The organism is Pseudonocardia sp. TRM90224, assembly GCF_021245725.1.
Taxonomy (GTDB): domain Bacteria; phylum Actinomycetota; class Actinomycetes; order Mycobacteriales; family Pseudonocardiaceae; genus Pseudonocardia.
Genome location: NZ_JAJGSX010000004.1, coordinates 143,078 through 158,316, shown reverse-complemented (window position 1 = coordinate 158,316; position 15,239 = coordinate 143,078). Strand labels below are relative to the sequence as shown.

Below are 15,239 nucleotides of genomic sequence, written 5' to 3'. Positions count from 1 at the left end.
TGCCAACTTGCACACCCTCGGAGGTCTGCAGGTTGGCAAAACGGTGGGGAAGTTCGTCTGATAATCCTCCGGACCGGGCAATCCGCGTTCGGCCGGGACGTCGTAATGTCCCTCTCACCATGGACCGGCTCGAACACAACGACCCCCGGACCCTCGGGCCCTACCGCGTGCTGGGCAGGCTGAGCGAGGGCGGCATGGGCCAGGTGTACGTCGGCATCGACCCCGCAGGGCGGCGCGCAGCGCTCAAGGTCGTGCACAGCGAGCTGGCCGCCGACCCGGGCTTCCGCGAACGGTTCCGGCGCGAGGTCCGGATGGCCGCGACAGCGCCGCCGTGGTTCACCGCACCCGTGCTCGCCGCCGATCCCGACGCCGAGCGCCCGTGGCTCGCGACGGCGTTCGTCGACGGCCCGTCGCTGCAGGCCAGGGTGCAGGACCACGGCCCGCTCCCGCCTCCCCAGCTGGCCGCCGTCGCCGGGCGGCTCGCCGACGGGCTGGCGGCGCTGCACGGCATCGGGCTGGTGCACCGCGACCTGAAGCCGTCGAACATCATGCTCGCCCCCGAGGGCGCCCGGCTGATCGACTTCGGCATCGCGCGAGCGGCCGACTCGACGTCGCTCACCCGCACCGGGCACCTGCTCGGCACCCCGTCGTTCATGTCGCCGGAGCAGGCGACGGGCTCGCGCACGATCGGCCCGCCGAGCGACGTGTTCTCCCTCGGCGTGGTGATGTTCTACGCGGCGACGGGCGAGTCGCCGTTCACCGCGGAGACGCCGGCCGGCACGCTCTACAAGATCGCCAACCACGAGCCGGACCGCTCGGCGGTGCCGCCGCCGCTGCGCGACGTCGTCGGGGCGTGCCTCACGAAGGACGCGTCGACGCGGCCCACCGCCGCGGAGGTCGCCGGCGCGTTGCGGAACGGCACCCGGCTGCGCGCCGCGCCGACCGTCTACGCCCCGCCCACTGCGACCAAGGTCGGGATGCCGCTCCCGCTGCCCCAGAACCAGGGACCGGCCCCGACCCGAACGGAGAACCCGGCCGCACCTGCTGGGGCGCCTCGGCGGCGCGGCCGGTGGATCGCGGCTGCTGCCGCCGTGCTCGTCGTCGCGCTCGGCGCGGTGCTCCTGCTGCGGCCGGAGCTGCTCTCCGGTTCCAGCGCGGGCCCGGCCGACATCGGGTCGGACTCCGCGCCCGTCGACGCGGCCGCCGACCCGCGCTTCGGCAGCCCTGCCCGGTTCAAGACGCCCTCGGGCAACATCGCCTGCCAGATGAGCACGACGGAGGTGCGCTGCGACGTCCTGACGCAGAGCTGGGACGTCCCACCCACCCCGGCGAGCTGCCGCGGCACCTGGGCACAGGGCACCGTCCTCGCCGCCGGCCGGCCGGGCGAGCTGTCGTGCGTCGCCGACTCCCTCGCCGCCCCGGAGCTCGGCGTGCTCGAGTACGGCGAGGCGGTGCAGCTGGCCGGTGTGGTGTGCGTCAGCAGGCAGACCGGCGTCCGCTGCGAGAGCCGGACCACCCTGCACGGGTTCTCGATCTCCAAAGCCGCGTTCGAGCTGTTCTGAGCGGTTCACTAGCGTGTTGTTGTGACGTCCTGCGGGGGAAGTGGTGTGGTCGACGTCGCCGTGGTGGGCGCCGGGCCCGCCGGTGCGGCAGCTGCGTTGCGGGTGCTGCAGCTGCGCCCCGACGCGCAGGTGCTGCTGCTCGACGCGGCCGCGTTCCCGCGCGACAAGACGTGCGGCGACGGCATCTCGGCGCACGTGCTGGAGCTGCTGGCGGCGCTCGGCGTCACCGGCGTGGCCGAACTGGGGCCCGAGGTGGCCGGGATGCGGATGCGCAGCCCGGGCGGCCGGGTCGTGAGCCGCGTGTGCGCGCGTCCCAACCGGGTGATCCCGCGGCAGGTCTTCGACGCGCACCTCGTGGCGGCCGCCGTCGCACGCGGGGCGCAGCTGGTGCGCAAGCGGGTGCGCGCGCTGGACGTCCGCGCCGGCCACGTCGTGCTCGACGGTGAGATCGCGGCGCGGGTCGTGATCGGTGCCGACGGCGCCAACTCGACGGTCAGGCGCCTGCTGGGCGCGCCGCGGACGCCGCCCTCGGCCACCGCGGTGGCGATCCGCGGATACGCCCCGACCACGCTCGCGCCCGACGACCTCGTGATCGAGTTCGCGAAGGGCCGCTTCCCGGCCTACGCGTGGTCGTTCCCGCTGCCGGCCGGCTCGAACGTCGGGTTCGGCGTGTTCGACCGCCGCGGCGGCGCCAACCGCGCCGAGCTGCTCGACCGCCTCGCGGAGCTGCTGCCCGGCCACGATCCCGATCCCGCCACGGTCCGCGGCCACCACCTGCCGCTTTCCACGGGCCCACGGCACCACCCCGACGGCAGGGTGCTGCTGGCCGGCGACGCCGCGGCTCTCGTCAACCCGCTGACCGGCGAAGGCATCTTCGACGCCGTCGCGTCGGGGGTGCTGGCCGGGCGGGCCGCGCTGGAGGGCGACGCCGCCGGGGCGGCGCATCGCGCGGCGATGCACCGCAGCTTCGGCGTGCACCACCAGCACGGCGCGATCCTCGCCCGACTCGTCCCGCATGCCCGGTTCCTCGACGCCGCGGTCGCGGCCGCGGCACGCAGCCAGAAGGTGTTCGACGCCGCCGTGGATCTCGGGTTGGGTCGAGGTACCGCTACTGTGCATGCGCTTGCAAGTGTGGTGGGGCGATATGTGACGCTCAGTGGGTGAACGCCGGCCACCCGTTCCACGTCAGAGTGACGTGCTCGGCGACCCGGCGGTGAAGGACCAGTGACCGACACCACACTTCTGGTGCGTGCGACGAGGGTTACCGCGCCTTCGTCGCAGGTCGGTCGTTGGACGAATGACGGAAAGGCCGAACGACGGCCGACACGACGGGGGAGCCTGCGATGGTCGGTGGAGCCACCAACGGTCGGCGCGCCGGCGACGACTCGGTTCCGGAGAGATTGATGACCGAGGATCGGCCGTTCGAGCCGTACGACGACGCCCACCCGGCGCCGCCGGTGCCACGCGGCATGGGTGTGCCCTTCGACACAGCGATCGAGGAGCTGCGCCGCCGGCGCCTCGAGATGGAGAGAGTGGCGGTGGCCGCCGAGGAGGCGGCTGCCGACGCGGCGAGCATGGCGGCCGCGGCGATCGGCGCTGCCTCGCGGGCCGCCGAGGCCGCGGAAGCGGCGGCCGACCGGGCGGCGCGCGCCGCCGAGGCGGCCGAGGAAGCCGCCGCCGCGGAGCAGGAAGCGATCGCGCAGGCACAGGCGCAGGCCGGTGCGCGCCACGCGCACGGCGCACCACCGCGGCCGCGCCCGTCGAGCGACCGGGGCGGGGATCGTGCTGGTGAGCGCGGCGGAGATCGCGCCGGCGAGCGTCCCCGCGAGCGGCGTGAGCCGCGCCGGGAGACCGCGACCGACGTCCAGACCGACGCCATCGCCGCCGTGCGGCCCGACGCCGCGCCACGCACCGGTGACCGGGAACGCGGTGACCGGGAGCGCGGGGACCGGGAGCGCGGGGAGCTCCAGGGCGAGCACCCGGCCGCCGAGCCGGTACCGTCGCCCCGGCCCGACCCCACGGCCGACGGCCCGGCCACGATCCGGATGCCGATCGCCGCAGCGGCCCCCGGCAGCGCGGCGAGCAGCAGGGCGGCCCGCAGGCGGGCCCAGGAGGCGGCCGCGGCGTCGGCCCGTGAGGCCAACCGCGACCCGGTGACCGAGCGCCTCGCCATCCAGAAGGCCGAGCCGACCGAGCTCATCAAGACGGCCGAGCCGGAGCCCGAGGAGGAGCTGGTCGAGCCGGAGCTCGTCGAGCAGGACGACGACGATGACGACGAGCCGATCAAGCGTCGGATCCCGGTAGCCCTGGTGGCGGCCGGTGTCGTCGCGATGATCACGGTGGCGGCGGTGGCCGCGATCCTCATGGGCCGCGGCGGGAACGAGCAGCCGGTGGAGCCGGAGGCCGGCCCGACGCCGCAGAGCCAGTCGGCGCCCGACGTCGCACCGACCGGCGCCGAGAAGCCCAAGGTCGACCCGAGCAGCCGCAAGGCCGTCGCGTTCCTCGACGCGCTGCGCCAGTCCAGCGTCCCCGTCAGCCGTTCCGGGCTGGTGGAGACCGAGGCGGCAGCCACGATCTGCGACCAGCTCGACCAGGGCACCGCCGAGGCCGACGTCGCCAAGACGCTGCCCGCTGTCCTGCCCTCGGTGAACAAGAAGCAGTCGCCCCAGGTCGTGACGGCGGCCAAGCGCTTCTACTGCTGACCGCGCGCGTCCCCGCCCCTGCAGGGACCTTCCGCGCCGGCCCCCACCGGGCGGGGAGGGCAGGAAAGCCACTTTCAGGCCCTGTGAGGGCAGGAAAGTGGCTTTCCTGCCCTCGCCCGGAGGGCGAGGTCGCCCCGGGCACCCTTACGGCGGGCAGAGGGTCGCGGTCGTCGGCAGCACGCCGTTGACGAGCATCGCGTCGACGACGCGCTGCACGCACGGGGTGCGCGGGTAGGCGCCCGTCCCCGCCCCCTGCCAGGTCAGCAGCTGCGTGGAGGCGAGGCTCTCGGCGGTGCGCCGCGCTCCCTCGGCGGGTCCGCGCGGATCGGCGGCGGTGCCCAGCACGAGGATCGGCGGCGCTCCCGCCGCCGAGTTGCGCACCGGCGCGGGGCCCCCGGTCGGCCAGGGCGCGCACGCGAGCATGTGCATCGCCATCGTCTCGCCGAACAGCGGGTACGTGCCCTTCCACTGCTGGGCGAGCCCGCCGATCTCACCGGGTGCGAGCCGCTTGCGGGTGTCGTTGCAGGACGTCGCGAGCGTCATGTCGAACGTGCCGCGCGGGCCGAGCGCGAGCACCAGCATGCCCAGCAGCGGCTCGGGATCGCCCTCGACGGCCGCGGCCAGCGCGCCGGCGGTCACCGGCCACTGGTCGGGGTCGCGCAGGCCGGTGAGCAGCGCGGCGATCGTGGCCCCGGCGGTGAGGCGGGTGCCGTCGGCCGCGAGGATCGGCCGGGTGCGCAGGCCGTCGAGCAGGGATGTGACGGCCGCCCGCGGCTCGGGCAGCAGCGGGCAGTCGGGACGGGCCTTGCAGGCGACGGCGAACGCGTCGAACGCGGCCTCCGCCGACTTCGCCCGGCCCTCCGAGAGCTCGGGTTCGTCGGCGTCGGGCGCCGGCGGGCTGTCCAGCACGAGCCGGCCGACGTGCATCGGCTGGGCGCGGGCCCAGCCGGTGAGCGCAGCGGCGCCGTCGCCGACCCCGACCGCTGCGAGCCGGTCGACCCCCAGCTCCTGCCGTAGCAGCTCGATGTCGGACGACGTGGTGGCCGTGCGGTAGGCGCCGATCCCGGCGTCGAGGTTGAGCTGGCAGTCCTGCACGACGAGCCGGGCCTGCTCCAGCAGCGCTGTGAGCGCGGCCTCGCCGCTGTTCGTGGCGTCGACGAGCGCGGAGCGGGTCGACGGGCGCGCGCAGTCGAGGAAGTCCTCGCCCGCGCCGCGGCGGTCGATCCCGATGAGGCTGTAGCGGCCCAGCAGCTCCGGCGACACCTTGCCGGCCATGGTGATCGCGGCGCGCGCGGTCGGCTCGCCCGCGGAGTCGCCGACCACGAGCAGCGGGGGCAGGTTCGGCGTGGCGTCGGCGGACCCGACCCGCAGCACCTCGAGCAGCACCGAGCCGGCTTGCGGCGCGTCGGGATCGGCCGGCACGCTCAGGTCGCCGCACTCGATGCGCAGGCCGGGCGCGGGCGGCGGGATGATGACCGGGGTGAGGTCCTCCGTGCAGTCGTAGAACGGGATCGTCGTGGCAAGCTCTTCCGGCTCGGGGAGCTCGTCGATCGAGGGCGGCAGCTGCGGCACGGCGGTCGGCGGGGCGGGCATGTTCTCGCCGCGCACGGCGACGGGGGGCCGGTCCGAGGGCCCCACGGTGCAGCCCGCGAGCAGCACGGCGATGGACAGCAGCACGATGGCGGCAGCACGCCGGGACACCGCTCCACGCGGTGCAGCTCTCACGTGCCCTCCCCAACCGGTCGTGCTGGTCGGGGTCGAGGTTGCCGCATCACCGGTGTGACCCCCGTGAGCGGGGTCCCCACCCGAACTTCCTCACCGTTTTGTGCACTTGCGCGCCGTACGGGCGCGCATCCACCCAAAACGGTGGGGAAGTTTCAGGTGACGCGGGGCGCGCGGGTCGGGGCGTCGAGGTCGAGCAGCACGCCGACGGGCAGCGTCGTGATGCCGAGCGACTCGCGTGCCGTCCCCAGCACCTCGTCGTCGAAGCGGCGCAGCACCTGGGCGACGTCGGCGTCGTCGGCGAGCCACAGCGTCACCCGCAGCGCGGGTGCCGTCGCGGGCCCGACGAGCCGCGCCCGCGCCTTGGCCACCCCCGGCAGCCGGCGGGCTTCGGTCGCGACGGCGTCGGCCGCGGCTCCGGAGCTGACCACGATCGACGTCTCGGCGCCCGCTTCCAGCACCAGGTCGGGCCGCCGTTCGGGTCGCACCGAACCAGCCGCCCACAGCAGGCCGAGCAGCGCGAGCAGGGCGCCGACGACGATGGCGGTGATCCGCGCGGCGAGCGGCTGAGCGCGGAGGGCGTCGACGATCATGGGGTCGAGCAGCGGGCGGCTCGCCCGCGGCACCCCGAACACCCCGTACGAGAGCAGCGCGACGAGCACCCCCGCGGCGAGCAGCACCAGCCCGATCAGCACGACGAGCGATCGGTCGCGAGCGGCGGAGCGGGCCAGCGCCGACCGGGACCTGCGGCGCACCGCAGGGTCGGCCGGGGCACCGGCTTCCTTGGTCAGCACGACGGTGTCCTGCTCGGTCATCGCACACCCTCCCGGTCGCGCACGGTCACGCTCACCCGCGGCCGGCGGTGCAGCGGGAGCTCGTCGAGCAGCGCCTCGACGGTGTCGTGGATGCTGCTGCGCAGGCCGTCGGCCCCGCCGTTCCAGGACTGCGCGGCGACGGAGACCTTGCGCGCCGAGGCCGTGACGGTCGCGGCGGCGACGTCCTCACCCGCTCGCACCCGCGTGCCGACGAGCCGGGCCAGCACCCGCGGCGACGTCCTGACGGCGAGCTCCGGGTTGGGCGCGTCGAGCTGGATGTTGGAGCGCCGCGCCAGCAGCCCGACCAGCACGAGCAGCAGGCCGAGCACGGCGACGGCGATCGCGATGCCGGGCACCGGGTTCTCGTCCCAGCTGAGCTGCTCCAACGTCGTGCGCCACTGCGGCCACGGCACTACGAGGCCGGCCGTCGCCACCGGGCGCACCCACGCCGCGACGACCTCGATCACGAACAGCACGCCCGCCGCGGCGAGCGCGAGCCCGAGCAACGGGGCGAGCACCCTGAGCAGAACACGCATGTCCGTCCCTTCCTCCTGCTCGAACTACTTGCTCGAACTACTGGGGTGTGCGCGTGAGGCGCGCGACCGTCGGCGCTCCGCGCAGCCCCGTGACGGTCACCTGCATCGCGCGCACCCGATGCCCGGCGATGCGGTCCAGCTCGTCGCCGACCTTCGCCCGCACCGCCTCGATCACTTCCCGGACCGGCGCCGGGTACTGCAGGATCAGCTCCAACCGCACGTCGACGGCGTACGGGTCGCCGGAGCCGGTCGTGATCCTGGCGCTCGCCCCGGCCTCCCCGACGTCGATGCCGGCGAGCCTGCGTTCGAGCCGAAGCGTGCCCGGCACCTGGTCGGCGGCGAACTCCACGATCTTGCGGAGCACCGCGGGGTGGATGTCGAGGTTGCCCCGGTCCTCGGCCTCGCGCGGCGCCGGGGCGGTGGCGGTCACCGGTCCTTGCCCCGGCCGAGCACGCCGCTGATGTCCAGCTCCCCGTCGAGCACCCTGCCGATGATCAGCCCGATCAACCCGACGAGCAGCGCGATGAGGAAGGCGGAGAAGCCGCCGATCGCGCCCGCTGCGCCGAGTACTAGACCCGCCAGCAAGCCGGTCTGTGTCGCGTTCATTTCTTCTCTTCTCCTTAGTCGACCCGACGGCTGCGGTGCCAGCGCACGGTCCGGATGAGCGCCACCGCCACCCGGACCGGAACGGGCAGCGGTTTCACGATCTCGATGGGTGCGTCGTAGCGGGCGTCGTCCGGATCGGGCTGGGACGACGGCGAGCGGGTGAACCTGGCCATGCCTTCGACGAACACCTCGGGGTCGCCACCGCGGTCGGGGTGGTTCGCCCTGATGAAGGCGCGGTAGGCGGCCCGCTCGGACTCGTTCACGACATGTCCACCGCGTCAGCCAGCACGATGTCCGCCACCACGATGTCGACGACCGATCCCGGGCACAGCGCGCTCACGTCGCGCCGCACGGACCGGACCACCTGCGGGATCGGGTGGCCGGCATGCACGACGAGCCCCACCTCGACCGGTTCGTCCCCATCGCCGATGCGCACACCGACGAGCTTGCGCCCTGGCAGGTAGGTCGCAACAGCCCCGAACTCACCACCGTGCAACGCGGCGACGGCCGGGTGCGCGGTGACGACCGCCGCGACCCGTTCGGCGAGATCGGCGTAGGGGTCGGCCGGGTGGCTCACTCGACGCGGGCGGACTGCACGACCGGGAGCTCGCCCGTCTCCTCGATCTCGGGGAGGTGGATGTCGTTGACGGCGATGTTGACCTCGATCACCTCGAGGCCCGTCATCCGCTCGACGGCCGTGATCACGTTGCGGCGCACGGCACGGGCGAGCTCGACGATCGAGGCGCCGTACTCGACGACGATGTCGAGGTCGATCGCTGCCTGCTTCTCGCCGACCTCGACCTGCACACCCGCGATGTTGGACGCGCCCGCGCCGCCGCCGGGGATCCGCTCGCGGATCGCGCCGAACGCGCGCGAGACACCGCCGCCCATGGCGTAGACGCCGGAGATCTCGCGTGCCGCGATCCCGGCGATCTTCTGGACGACGGACGCCGCGATCGTGGTCTTGCCCTGTGCGGTGTCGTCGGCGAGCCGGGCAGGGGTGCCGGCTGTCGTTGCGCCGACGGTCGTCGGCGCGGTGGTGGGGGTCGGGGTGGAGACGCTGGGCTTGGCCTCGGTCATGTCTGCTCCCTCTTGCTCATGCTCAGTCTTCGCTGGTGTCGCAGAGTTGGACGCAAGCAGCAGCCCCTTCCTCATGCCAAGTCACCCGATCGGAGTATCTCGCTGGTACCGCAGCAGCAGCGTCCCGTCCTCGTGCAGTGCGCTGACCAGTCGCATCGACCGGGGCAGCGCGCCGTCGGGTCCGGCGGAGATGCGCGGTGCGGTGCCGCCGGTCAGCAGCGGGGCCACGGACAGGCACAGCTCGTCCACCGCGTCGGCGGCGATGAACTGCCCGTGCACGGCGGGCCCGCCCTCGCAGAGCACGCGGTGCAGGCCGCGGGCGGCGAGCTCGGCGAGCAGCGCGTCGGGGGTGAGCCGCTCCAGCACGACGACGTCGGCGCCCGCGGCGGTCAGCCGTGCGAGCCGCTCGGCCGGCGCGGTCGGCAGCGTCAGGATGATGGGCGCGACCTTCGTATCGGTGAACAGCCGCGACCCGGGGTCGAGTTCGGCCGAGCCGGTGATCACCGCGATCGGCGGCGGCGTCGACCCGCCGATCGTCGGGCGGCGTGCGCCGCGGTAGTCCTGGGCCCGGACGGTCCCGGCGCCGACCAGCACCACGTCGGCCAGCCTGCGCAGCAGCACGAACACGCGGTGGTCGGCGGCGTTGCTGAGCCCTTCGGAGCGACCGGCGGCCGCGGCCGCGCCGTCGGCGCTGGCGACGAAACCGACCCGGACCCACGGTGCGGCCAGGTCGTCGGGGTAGGCGTAGACGGCGGCGAGGGCCTCGTCGTCCAGCTCGGCGAGGTCAGCGTGCGCCGGCAGGAGCGAGATCACCGCGACATCTCAGCACGGATCCCCGGCCGCGGGCCGGCGGCCCGCCGAGGGGTGCCCCGATCCGGGCCCTCACCCACCAGCCGTGACTCTCCGCGGTCGGGGGGAGTTCAGGAAAGCCACTTTCCTGTCCCCACAGTTCAGGAAAGTGGCTTTCCTGAACTCCCACGCACGGACGGGTGCTCACGCGTGGTGACTGCCGGCGGACGTGGCCGGCGGGTTCATGGGGGCGCCGGGAAAGTGGCTTTCCCGGCGCCCGGCGCCCGGTGCCGGCAACGTGGCTTTCCCGACAATGTGTGCGCGCACCCCGGGCGGACGGGTGTTGGCGCATGGTGACGGGTGTGGTGGCCGTGAGCGCTTGGTCACCGCGCCCGGCTCTGGGATCGAAGGGCAGCCTCACCTATTGTGAGCACGGCACTCGTCCGGAACCTGGGAGGTCCTCGATCGTGGTGGTGACCACCCACGCCTCGCCGGTGTCGAAACCCGACGGCAAGCAGGCCGTGCGCAAGCTCCGCGCCAAGCGGCTGGGCGGGCTGGCGTTCCTGGTCGCCGTGCTGGTCGCGTGCTGTTTGGCGAGCATCGCGGTGGGCGCGAAGCCGATCCCGATCGGCAACGTCTGGGATGCGCTCTTCTTCCCCACCGGGACCGAGGACGACATCGTGGTGCGCTCGCTGCGCATCCCGCGCACGTGGCTCGGCGTGATGGCGGGTGCCGCGCTGGGTCTTGCGGGCGCGCTGATCCAGGGGCACACGCGCAACCCGCTCGCCGACCCCGGCCTGCTGGGCGTCAACGCCGGCGCCGCGTTCCTGGTCGTCATCGGCATCTACGTCTTCAACGTGACCAGCCTCTTCGGGTACGTCTGGTTCGCGTTCGTCGGCGCGCTCGCTGCCGCCGTCGCGGTGTTCGTGCTCGGCTCGACGGGCCGCGGCGGGCCGAGCCCCGTGACGCTTGCGCTCGCCGGCGCCGCGGTCACGGCGTTGCTGCAGGCGTTCACGTCCGCGGTGATCCTCATCGACGTCCAGACCCTCGACGCCTACCGCTTCTGGGCCGTCGGATCGCTCGCCGGTCGTGATCTCGCCATCGCCGAGCAGGTGATGTGGTTCCTCTACGTCGGTGCGGGGATCGGGCTGGCCAGCGCGCCCGCGCTGAACGCGCTCGCGCTCGGCGACGACGTCGCGAAGTCGCTCGGCCACTCGGTGAAGCGCACGCGGATCATCGGGATCATCGCGATCACGCTGCTCGCCGGCGGCGCCACCGCGGCGTGCGGCCCGATCGCGTTCGTCGGGCTGGTCGTCCCGCACGTCGTGCGGGTGTTCACCGGGCCCGACTTCCGCTGGCTGCTCCCGACGTCCGCGCTGGCGGGCTCGGTGCTGCTGCTCGTCGCCGACATCATCGGGCGGGTCGTCGTGCGGCCGGGAGAGCTGCAGGTCGGCGTGGTGCTCGCGCTCGTCGGCGGTCCGTTCTTCGTGTGGCTGGTCCGGCGGCGGAAGATGGTGCAGGTCTGATGGCCACCCTCGATCTCGGACGGGCGCGCGTCACGAAGGGCCGCGTGCCCGGCCGGCCCGCGATCCGCTCCGGCCCGCTCTCGGTGGTGTGGCGCCCGCGGACGGTGACGGTCCTGATCGCGGCCGCGGCGCTGCTCCTGCTGGGCATGGCGCTCAACATCGGCCGCGGCGAGTTCCCCATCAGCATCGGCGACGTGCTCGCCGTGCTGTTCGGCGGCGGCGAGCGCGGCCAGCGGTTCATCATCCTCGACCTGCGGCTGCCCCGGTCGCTCACCGGCGCGCTCGTCGGCGGCGCCCTGGCCGTCTCGGGCGCCATCACCCAGGCGATCGCCCGCAACCCGCTGGCCAGCCCCGACGTCATCGGCTTCACCGCAGGCGCCAGCGCTGCCGCGGTCTTCGTGATCGTGCTCGGCGGCGGGTTCGGGGCCGTCGGCGGGCTCGCGGCCTCGGCCGGCATCCCGATGGCCGCGCTGGTCGGCGGGCTCATCTCGGCGACCGCGATCTACGGGCTGGCCTGGCGCAAGGGTGTGCAGGGCTTCCGGCTCGTGCTGATCGGCATCGGCATCAACGCGATGCTGCTCGCGATCGTCGAGTGGTTGCTGGTCGTCGCGGAGGTCTTCGAAGCCGCCCGCGCCTACACCTGGCTCAACGGCAGCCTCAACGCCCGCGGCTGGGAGCACGTCGTGCCGGTGGGGCTGGCGCTCGCGCTGCTCGTGCCGGCCGCGCTGATCCTCGCGCACGTGCTCGGCGGGCTGCAGTTCAACGACGACACCGCGCGCGGGCTGGGCATCTCCGTCAACCGGTCGCGCTCCGCGCTGCTGCTGGTCGCGGTGGGGCTCGCCTCGGTCGCGACGGCGTCGGCCGGGCCGATCGTCTTCGTGGCGCTCGTCGCGCCGCAGATCGCCCAACGCCTGGTGGGCGCGGCCCGGCCACCGATCACGGCGTCGCTGCTGATCGGCGCGGCGCTGACGGTGATCGCCGACCTGATCGCGCGCACCGCGTTCGGCGGCACCGAGCTGCCCGTCGGCATCATCACCGCTGTGCTCGGCGCCCCGTACCTGCTGTTCCTGATCGCCCGTCACGGCCGGGAGGCCCGCGCATGACCCAGACCGGCCCCGCAGTCGATTTCGCCAAACGGGTCGCCCCGCCGCAGACCCGGCTGAAGGCCGAGCAGGTGCGGCTCGGCTACGGCGAGCGGGTTGTCGTCGACGCGCTCGACATCGACGTCGTCTCCGGCACGGTCACCGCGGTCATCGGCCCGAACGGCTGCGGCAAGTCGACGCTGCTGCGCGCGCTCGGCCGGTTGCTCAAGCCGAGCGCGGGGCAGGTGCTGCTCGACGGCAAGCGCATCGACAAGCTGCCGACCCGTGAGGTCGCGAAGGTGCTCGGGATCCTCCCGCAGTCACCGTCAGCTCCGGAGGGGCTCACCGTCGCCGACCTCGTCGCCCGCGGCCGGCACCCGCACCAGGCGTGGTACCGGCAGTGGTCGGCCGACGACGAGGAGGCGGTGGCGCAGGCGCTGGAGTGGACGGGCATCGCCGACCTCGCCGAGCGGCCCGTCGACGAGCTCTCCGGCGGCCAGCGTCAGCGCGCGTGGATCTCCATGGCGCTCGCGCAGGGCACCGACCTGCTGCTGCTCGACGAGCCGACGACGTTCCTCGACCTCGCGCACCAGGTGGACGTGCTCGAACTGGTCAGGCGGCTGCACACCGAGGCCGGGCGAACGGTCGTGATGGTGCTGCACGACCTCAACCTCGCCGCCCGCTACGCCGACCGGCTCGTCGCGATGTGCGACGGGCGGATCGTCGCGGCCGGCGATCCGCACGACGTGATCACCGAGGAGATGCTCTTCGAGGTGTTCGGGCTTTCCGCCAAGGTCATCGAGGATCCGGTGGCCGGCACTCCGCTGGTCGTCCCGATCGGGGCCCGACCGGTCGCCTGACCGGCCCATTCGTAACGCTGTGTTGCTCCTGCCGTCACGCTCGTCATCGTGTGTCACCATGGCGCCCTACGACCGAGAGGTGCGCACTGTGGACCACCCCGTGTTCAGCCACATCGGGCCTTGGACCGAGGACGACTTCCTGGGCCTCGGCGAGAAGGACGTGCCGGCGGACGGTCGGGTCGAGCTGATCGAGGGCGCGCTGCTCATCGGCCCGGCCACGGCCGAACACCGCGGTGGTGTGGTGCGGAAGGTCCGTGACGTGCTCGAACGTGCCCTGCCTTCCGGTCTGCGGGTGCTCGGGCCGGTGCCGCTGCGGGTCGGCACCGACTGCGTGCTCGTCCCCGACCTGGTGGTCACCCGCGCTGCGGCCGAGGGCGACGGCACGGAGGCGGCCGACGACACGACGTCGGCGGTGATCGACGCGGCCGACACGCTCATGGTCGTCGAGATCATCGGCCGGGAGCACGGCGCCGCCGACCGGACGTTCAAGCCGCAGCTCTACGCGCGCAGCCGCATCCCGTACTCGGTGCTGATCGACCACGACGGGCCGTTCGGCGTCGCCAACATGATCATCGGTGGCCGGTACCACGAGTACGCCCGCGCCGCGGCGGGGGAGACGCTGCTGCTCGAGGAGCCGTTCCGGCTGGAGGTCGACCTCGACGCCGTCTCCGTGCGTGCCGAGCCCGAGGACGACCCGGGGGAGCCGGTGTACGAGCCCGACCCGGCCGCGACGACCGGGCCCGACATCGGGTCGGAGACCGCCGCCGTGCCCATCGTGCTGCCCGACGACCTGAAGTTCGACGACCTGCGCTGACCCGCTGCCCCGGGTGCCCCAGGCGTCCCGGGGAGGGCAGGAAAGCCACTTTCCTGCCCTGTGAGGGCCGGAAAGTGGCTTTCCTGCCCTCGCGTGCGGAACGCACACATCCCACCCGGACCTGGGCACGCCCGCGGCGCCCACCAGCCGCGTCGGGCTGCGGGCCGTGCCGGAGGCACTACGCTGCGGCGGGTGTCGAAGTCCGTGCGTGGGACGTTCCGTGTGACGAAGGATCTCGACCTGTCGATGGTCGACCCCCGAGGCCGCCCGACCGGGCCGAAGGACAAGGCGAGCGCCGCCGAGGACATGGCGGAGGTCGCGGCGCGGCTCGACACGCTGCAGGAAGCCCTCTACGCGGAGGCGAGCGGCGGCGGCACCCGCGCGGTGCTGCTCGTGCTGCAGGGCATGGACACCTCGGGCAAGGGCGGCGTGATCCGGCACGTCGCCGGCCTGGTCAACCCGCAGGGCCTGCACATCGCGTCGTTCAAGAAGCCGACCGACGAGGAGCGCCAGCACGACTTCCTCTGGCGGATCCGCCGGCAGGTGCCCGAACCCGGGCGGATCGGTGTCTTCGACCGCTCGCACTACGAGGACGTCCTGATCGCCAGGGTCGACTCGCTGGTCCCCGAGGTCGAGTGGCGCGCCCGCTACGCGCAGATCAACGCGTTCGAGGCGGAGATCGCCGCGACCGGCGTGACGATCGTCAAGTGCATGCTGCACATCTCGCCCGACGAGCAGGCCGAGCGGCTGCTCGCGCGGCTCGACGACCCCGCGAAGCGGTGGAAGTACAACCCCGCCGACCTCGACGCCCGCTCGAAGTGGCCGGCCTACCAGGAGGCCTACCGCGACGCGCTGCGCGAGTGCTCCACCGACGCCGCGCCGTGGTACGTCGTCCCGTCCGACCGCAAGTGGTACCGCAACTGGGTGATCGCCTCGCTCCTCGCGGAGACCCTCGCCGAGCTCGACCCGCAGTTCCCCGAGGCGACGATCGACGTCGACGCGGAGCGCGCCCGCGTGAAGGCCAGCCTGGGAGCCTGAGGCCGCTCAGCCGACGAGGGATCGGGCTCGAGGGTGGGCAGGAAAGCCACTTTCCGGCCCTCACAGGGCAGGAAAGTGGCTTTCCTGCCCACGCGTGCGGAACGCAC

General features: G+C 73.7%; 17 protein-coding genes. 8 read left to right on the top strand and 9 right to left on the bottom strand.

What is annotated here, in order from left to right:
- Positions 1-119: 119 nt before the first annotated feature.
- From LL648_RS09210 to LL648_RS09200, 3 genes are all read left to right on the top strand, one after another.
- Positions 120-1,562 carry a serine/threonine-protein kinase gene (locus LL648_RS09210; protein ID WP_232662034.1) on the top strand — a complete coding sequence of 481 codons (1,443 nt, stop codon included), beginning with the start codon at positions 120-122 and terminating at the stop codon, positions 1,560-1,562.
- A gap of 21 nt (positions 1,563-1,583) precedes the next feature.
- Entirely contained in the window at positions 1,584-2,726 is a 1,143-nt protein-coding gene (locus tag LL648_RS09205; protein WP_232662033.1) for an NAD(P)/FAD-dependent oxidoreductase, read from the top strand.
- Between the two features lie 239 nt (positions 2,727-2,965).
- Positions 2,966-4,264, top strand: coding sequence for a DUF732 domain-containing protein (locus LL648_RS09200; protein ID WP_232662032.1), 1,299 nt, complete (start codon positions 2,966-2,968; stop codon positions 4,262-4,264).
- 144 nt (positions 4,265-4,408) lie between these two features.
- Here LL648_RS09200 and LL648_RS09195 read toward each other — a convergent pair whose 3' ends face one another.
- The 9 genes from LL648_RS09195 to LL648_RS09155 all read right to left on the bottom strand — a co-directional run bounded on the left by LL648_RS09195 (position 4,409) and on the right by LL648_RS09155 (position 9,836).
- On the bottom strand, positions 4,409-5,989 hold the full coding sequence (locus LL648_RS09195) for an alpha/beta hydrolase (protein WP_232662031.1): 1,581 nt from the start codon (positions 5,987-5,989) through the stop codon (positions 4,409-4,411).
- A gap of 152 nt (positions 5,990-6,141) precedes the next feature.
- Positions 6,142-6,801, bottom strand: coding sequence for an alkaline shock response membrane anchor protein AmaP (locus LL648_RS09190; RefSeq protein ID WP_232662030.1), 660 nt, complete (start codon positions 6,799-6,801; stop codon positions 6,142-6,144).
- Entirely contained in the window at positions 6,798-7,337 is a 540-nt protein-coding gene (locus LL648_RS09185; protein ID WP_232662029.1) for a DUF6286 domain-containing protein, read from the bottom strand. The genes LL648_RS09190 and LL648_RS09185 overlap by 4 nt, the downstream gene beginning before the upstream one ends.
- A 37-nt stretch (positions 7,338-7,374) precedes the next feature.
- Positions 7,375-7,767: an Asp23/Gls24 family envelope stress response protein gene (locus tag LL648_RS09180; protein WP_232662028.1), complete on the bottom strand. Its 393-nt coding sequence runs from the start codon at positions 7,765-7,767 to the stop codon at positions 7,375-7,377.
- Entirely contained in the window at positions 7,764-7,943 is a 180-nt protein-coding gene (locus LL648_RS09175) for a hypothetical protein (protein ID WP_232662027.1), read from the bottom strand. Before LL648_RS09175 ends, LL648_RS09180 begins: the two co-directional genes overlap by 4 nt.
- A 14-nt stretch (positions 7,944-7,957) precedes the next feature.
- Entirely contained in the window at positions 7,958-8,206 is a 249-nt protein-coding gene (locus LL648_RS09170; RefSeq protein ID WP_232662026.1) for a hypothetical protein, read from the bottom strand.
- Positions 8,203-8,520: a hypothetical protein gene (locus LL648_RS09165; RefSeq protein WP_232662025.1), complete on the bottom strand. Its 318-nt coding sequence runs from the start codon at positions 8,518-8,520 to the stop codon at positions 8,203-8,205. The genes LL648_RS09170 and LL648_RS09165 overlap by 4 nt, the downstream gene beginning before the upstream one ends.
- Positions 8,517-9,023: an Asp23/Gls24 family envelope stress response protein gene (locus tag LL648_RS09160; protein WP_232662024.1), complete on the bottom strand. Its 507-nt coding sequence runs from the start codon at positions 9,021-9,023 to the stop codon at positions 8,517-8,519. The genes LL648_RS09165 and LL648_RS09160 overlap by 4 nt, the downstream gene beginning before the upstream one ends.
- A gap of 81 nt (positions 9,024-9,104) precedes the next feature.
- Positions 9,105-9,836: a pyrimidine reductase family protein gene (locus LL648_RS09155; protein ID WP_232662023.1), complete on the bottom strand. Its 732-nt coding sequence runs from the start codon at positions 9,834-9,836 to the stop codon at positions 9,105-9,107.
- A gap of 443 nt (positions 9,837-10,279) precedes the next feature.
- Between LL648_RS09155 and LL648_RS09150 the strand changes: the two genes are divergently transcribed.
- The 5 genes from LL648_RS09150 to LL648_RS09130 all read left to right on the top strand — a co-directional run bounded on the left by LL648_RS09150 (position 10,280) and on the right by LL648_RS09130 (position 15,132).
- The gene (locus LL648_RS09150) at positions 10,280-11,338 is read left to right on the top strand and encodes a FecCD family ABC transporter permease (RefSeq protein WP_374112012.1); all 1,059 of its coding nucleotides are present in this window, start codon (positions 10,280-10,282) and stop codon (positions 11,336-11,338) included.
- Positions 11,338-12,441, top strand: coding sequence for a FecCD family ABC transporter permease (locus LL648_RS09145; RefSeq protein ID WP_232662022.1), 1,104 nt, complete (start codon positions 11,338-11,340; stop codon positions 12,439-12,441). Before LL648_RS09150 ends, LL648_RS09145 begins: the two co-directional genes overlap by 1 nt.
- Positions 12,438-13,280 (top strand): ABC transporter ATP-binding protein, encoded by an 843-nt coding sequence (locus tag LL648_RS09140; protein ID WP_232662021.1) that lies wholly within the window; start codon positions 12,438-12,440, stop codon positions 13,278-13,280. Before LL648_RS09145 ends, LL648_RS09140 begins: the two co-directional genes overlap by 4 nt.
- 88 nt (positions 13,281-13,368) lie before the next feature.
- Positions 13,369-14,094: a Uma2 family endonuclease gene (locus LL648_RS09135; protein WP_232662020.1), complete on the top strand. Its 726-nt coding sequence runs from the start codon at positions 13,369-13,371 to the stop codon at positions 14,092-14,094.
- Positions 14,095-14,286: 192 nt separating this feature from the next.
- The gene (locus LL648_RS09130) at positions 14,287-15,132 is read left to right on the top strand and encodes a PPK2 family polyphosphate kinase (RefSeq protein WP_374112011.1); all 846 of its coding nucleotides are present in this window, start codon (positions 14,287-14,289) and stop codon (positions 15,130-15,132) included.
- Positions 15,133-15,239: the final 107 nt, after the last annotated feature.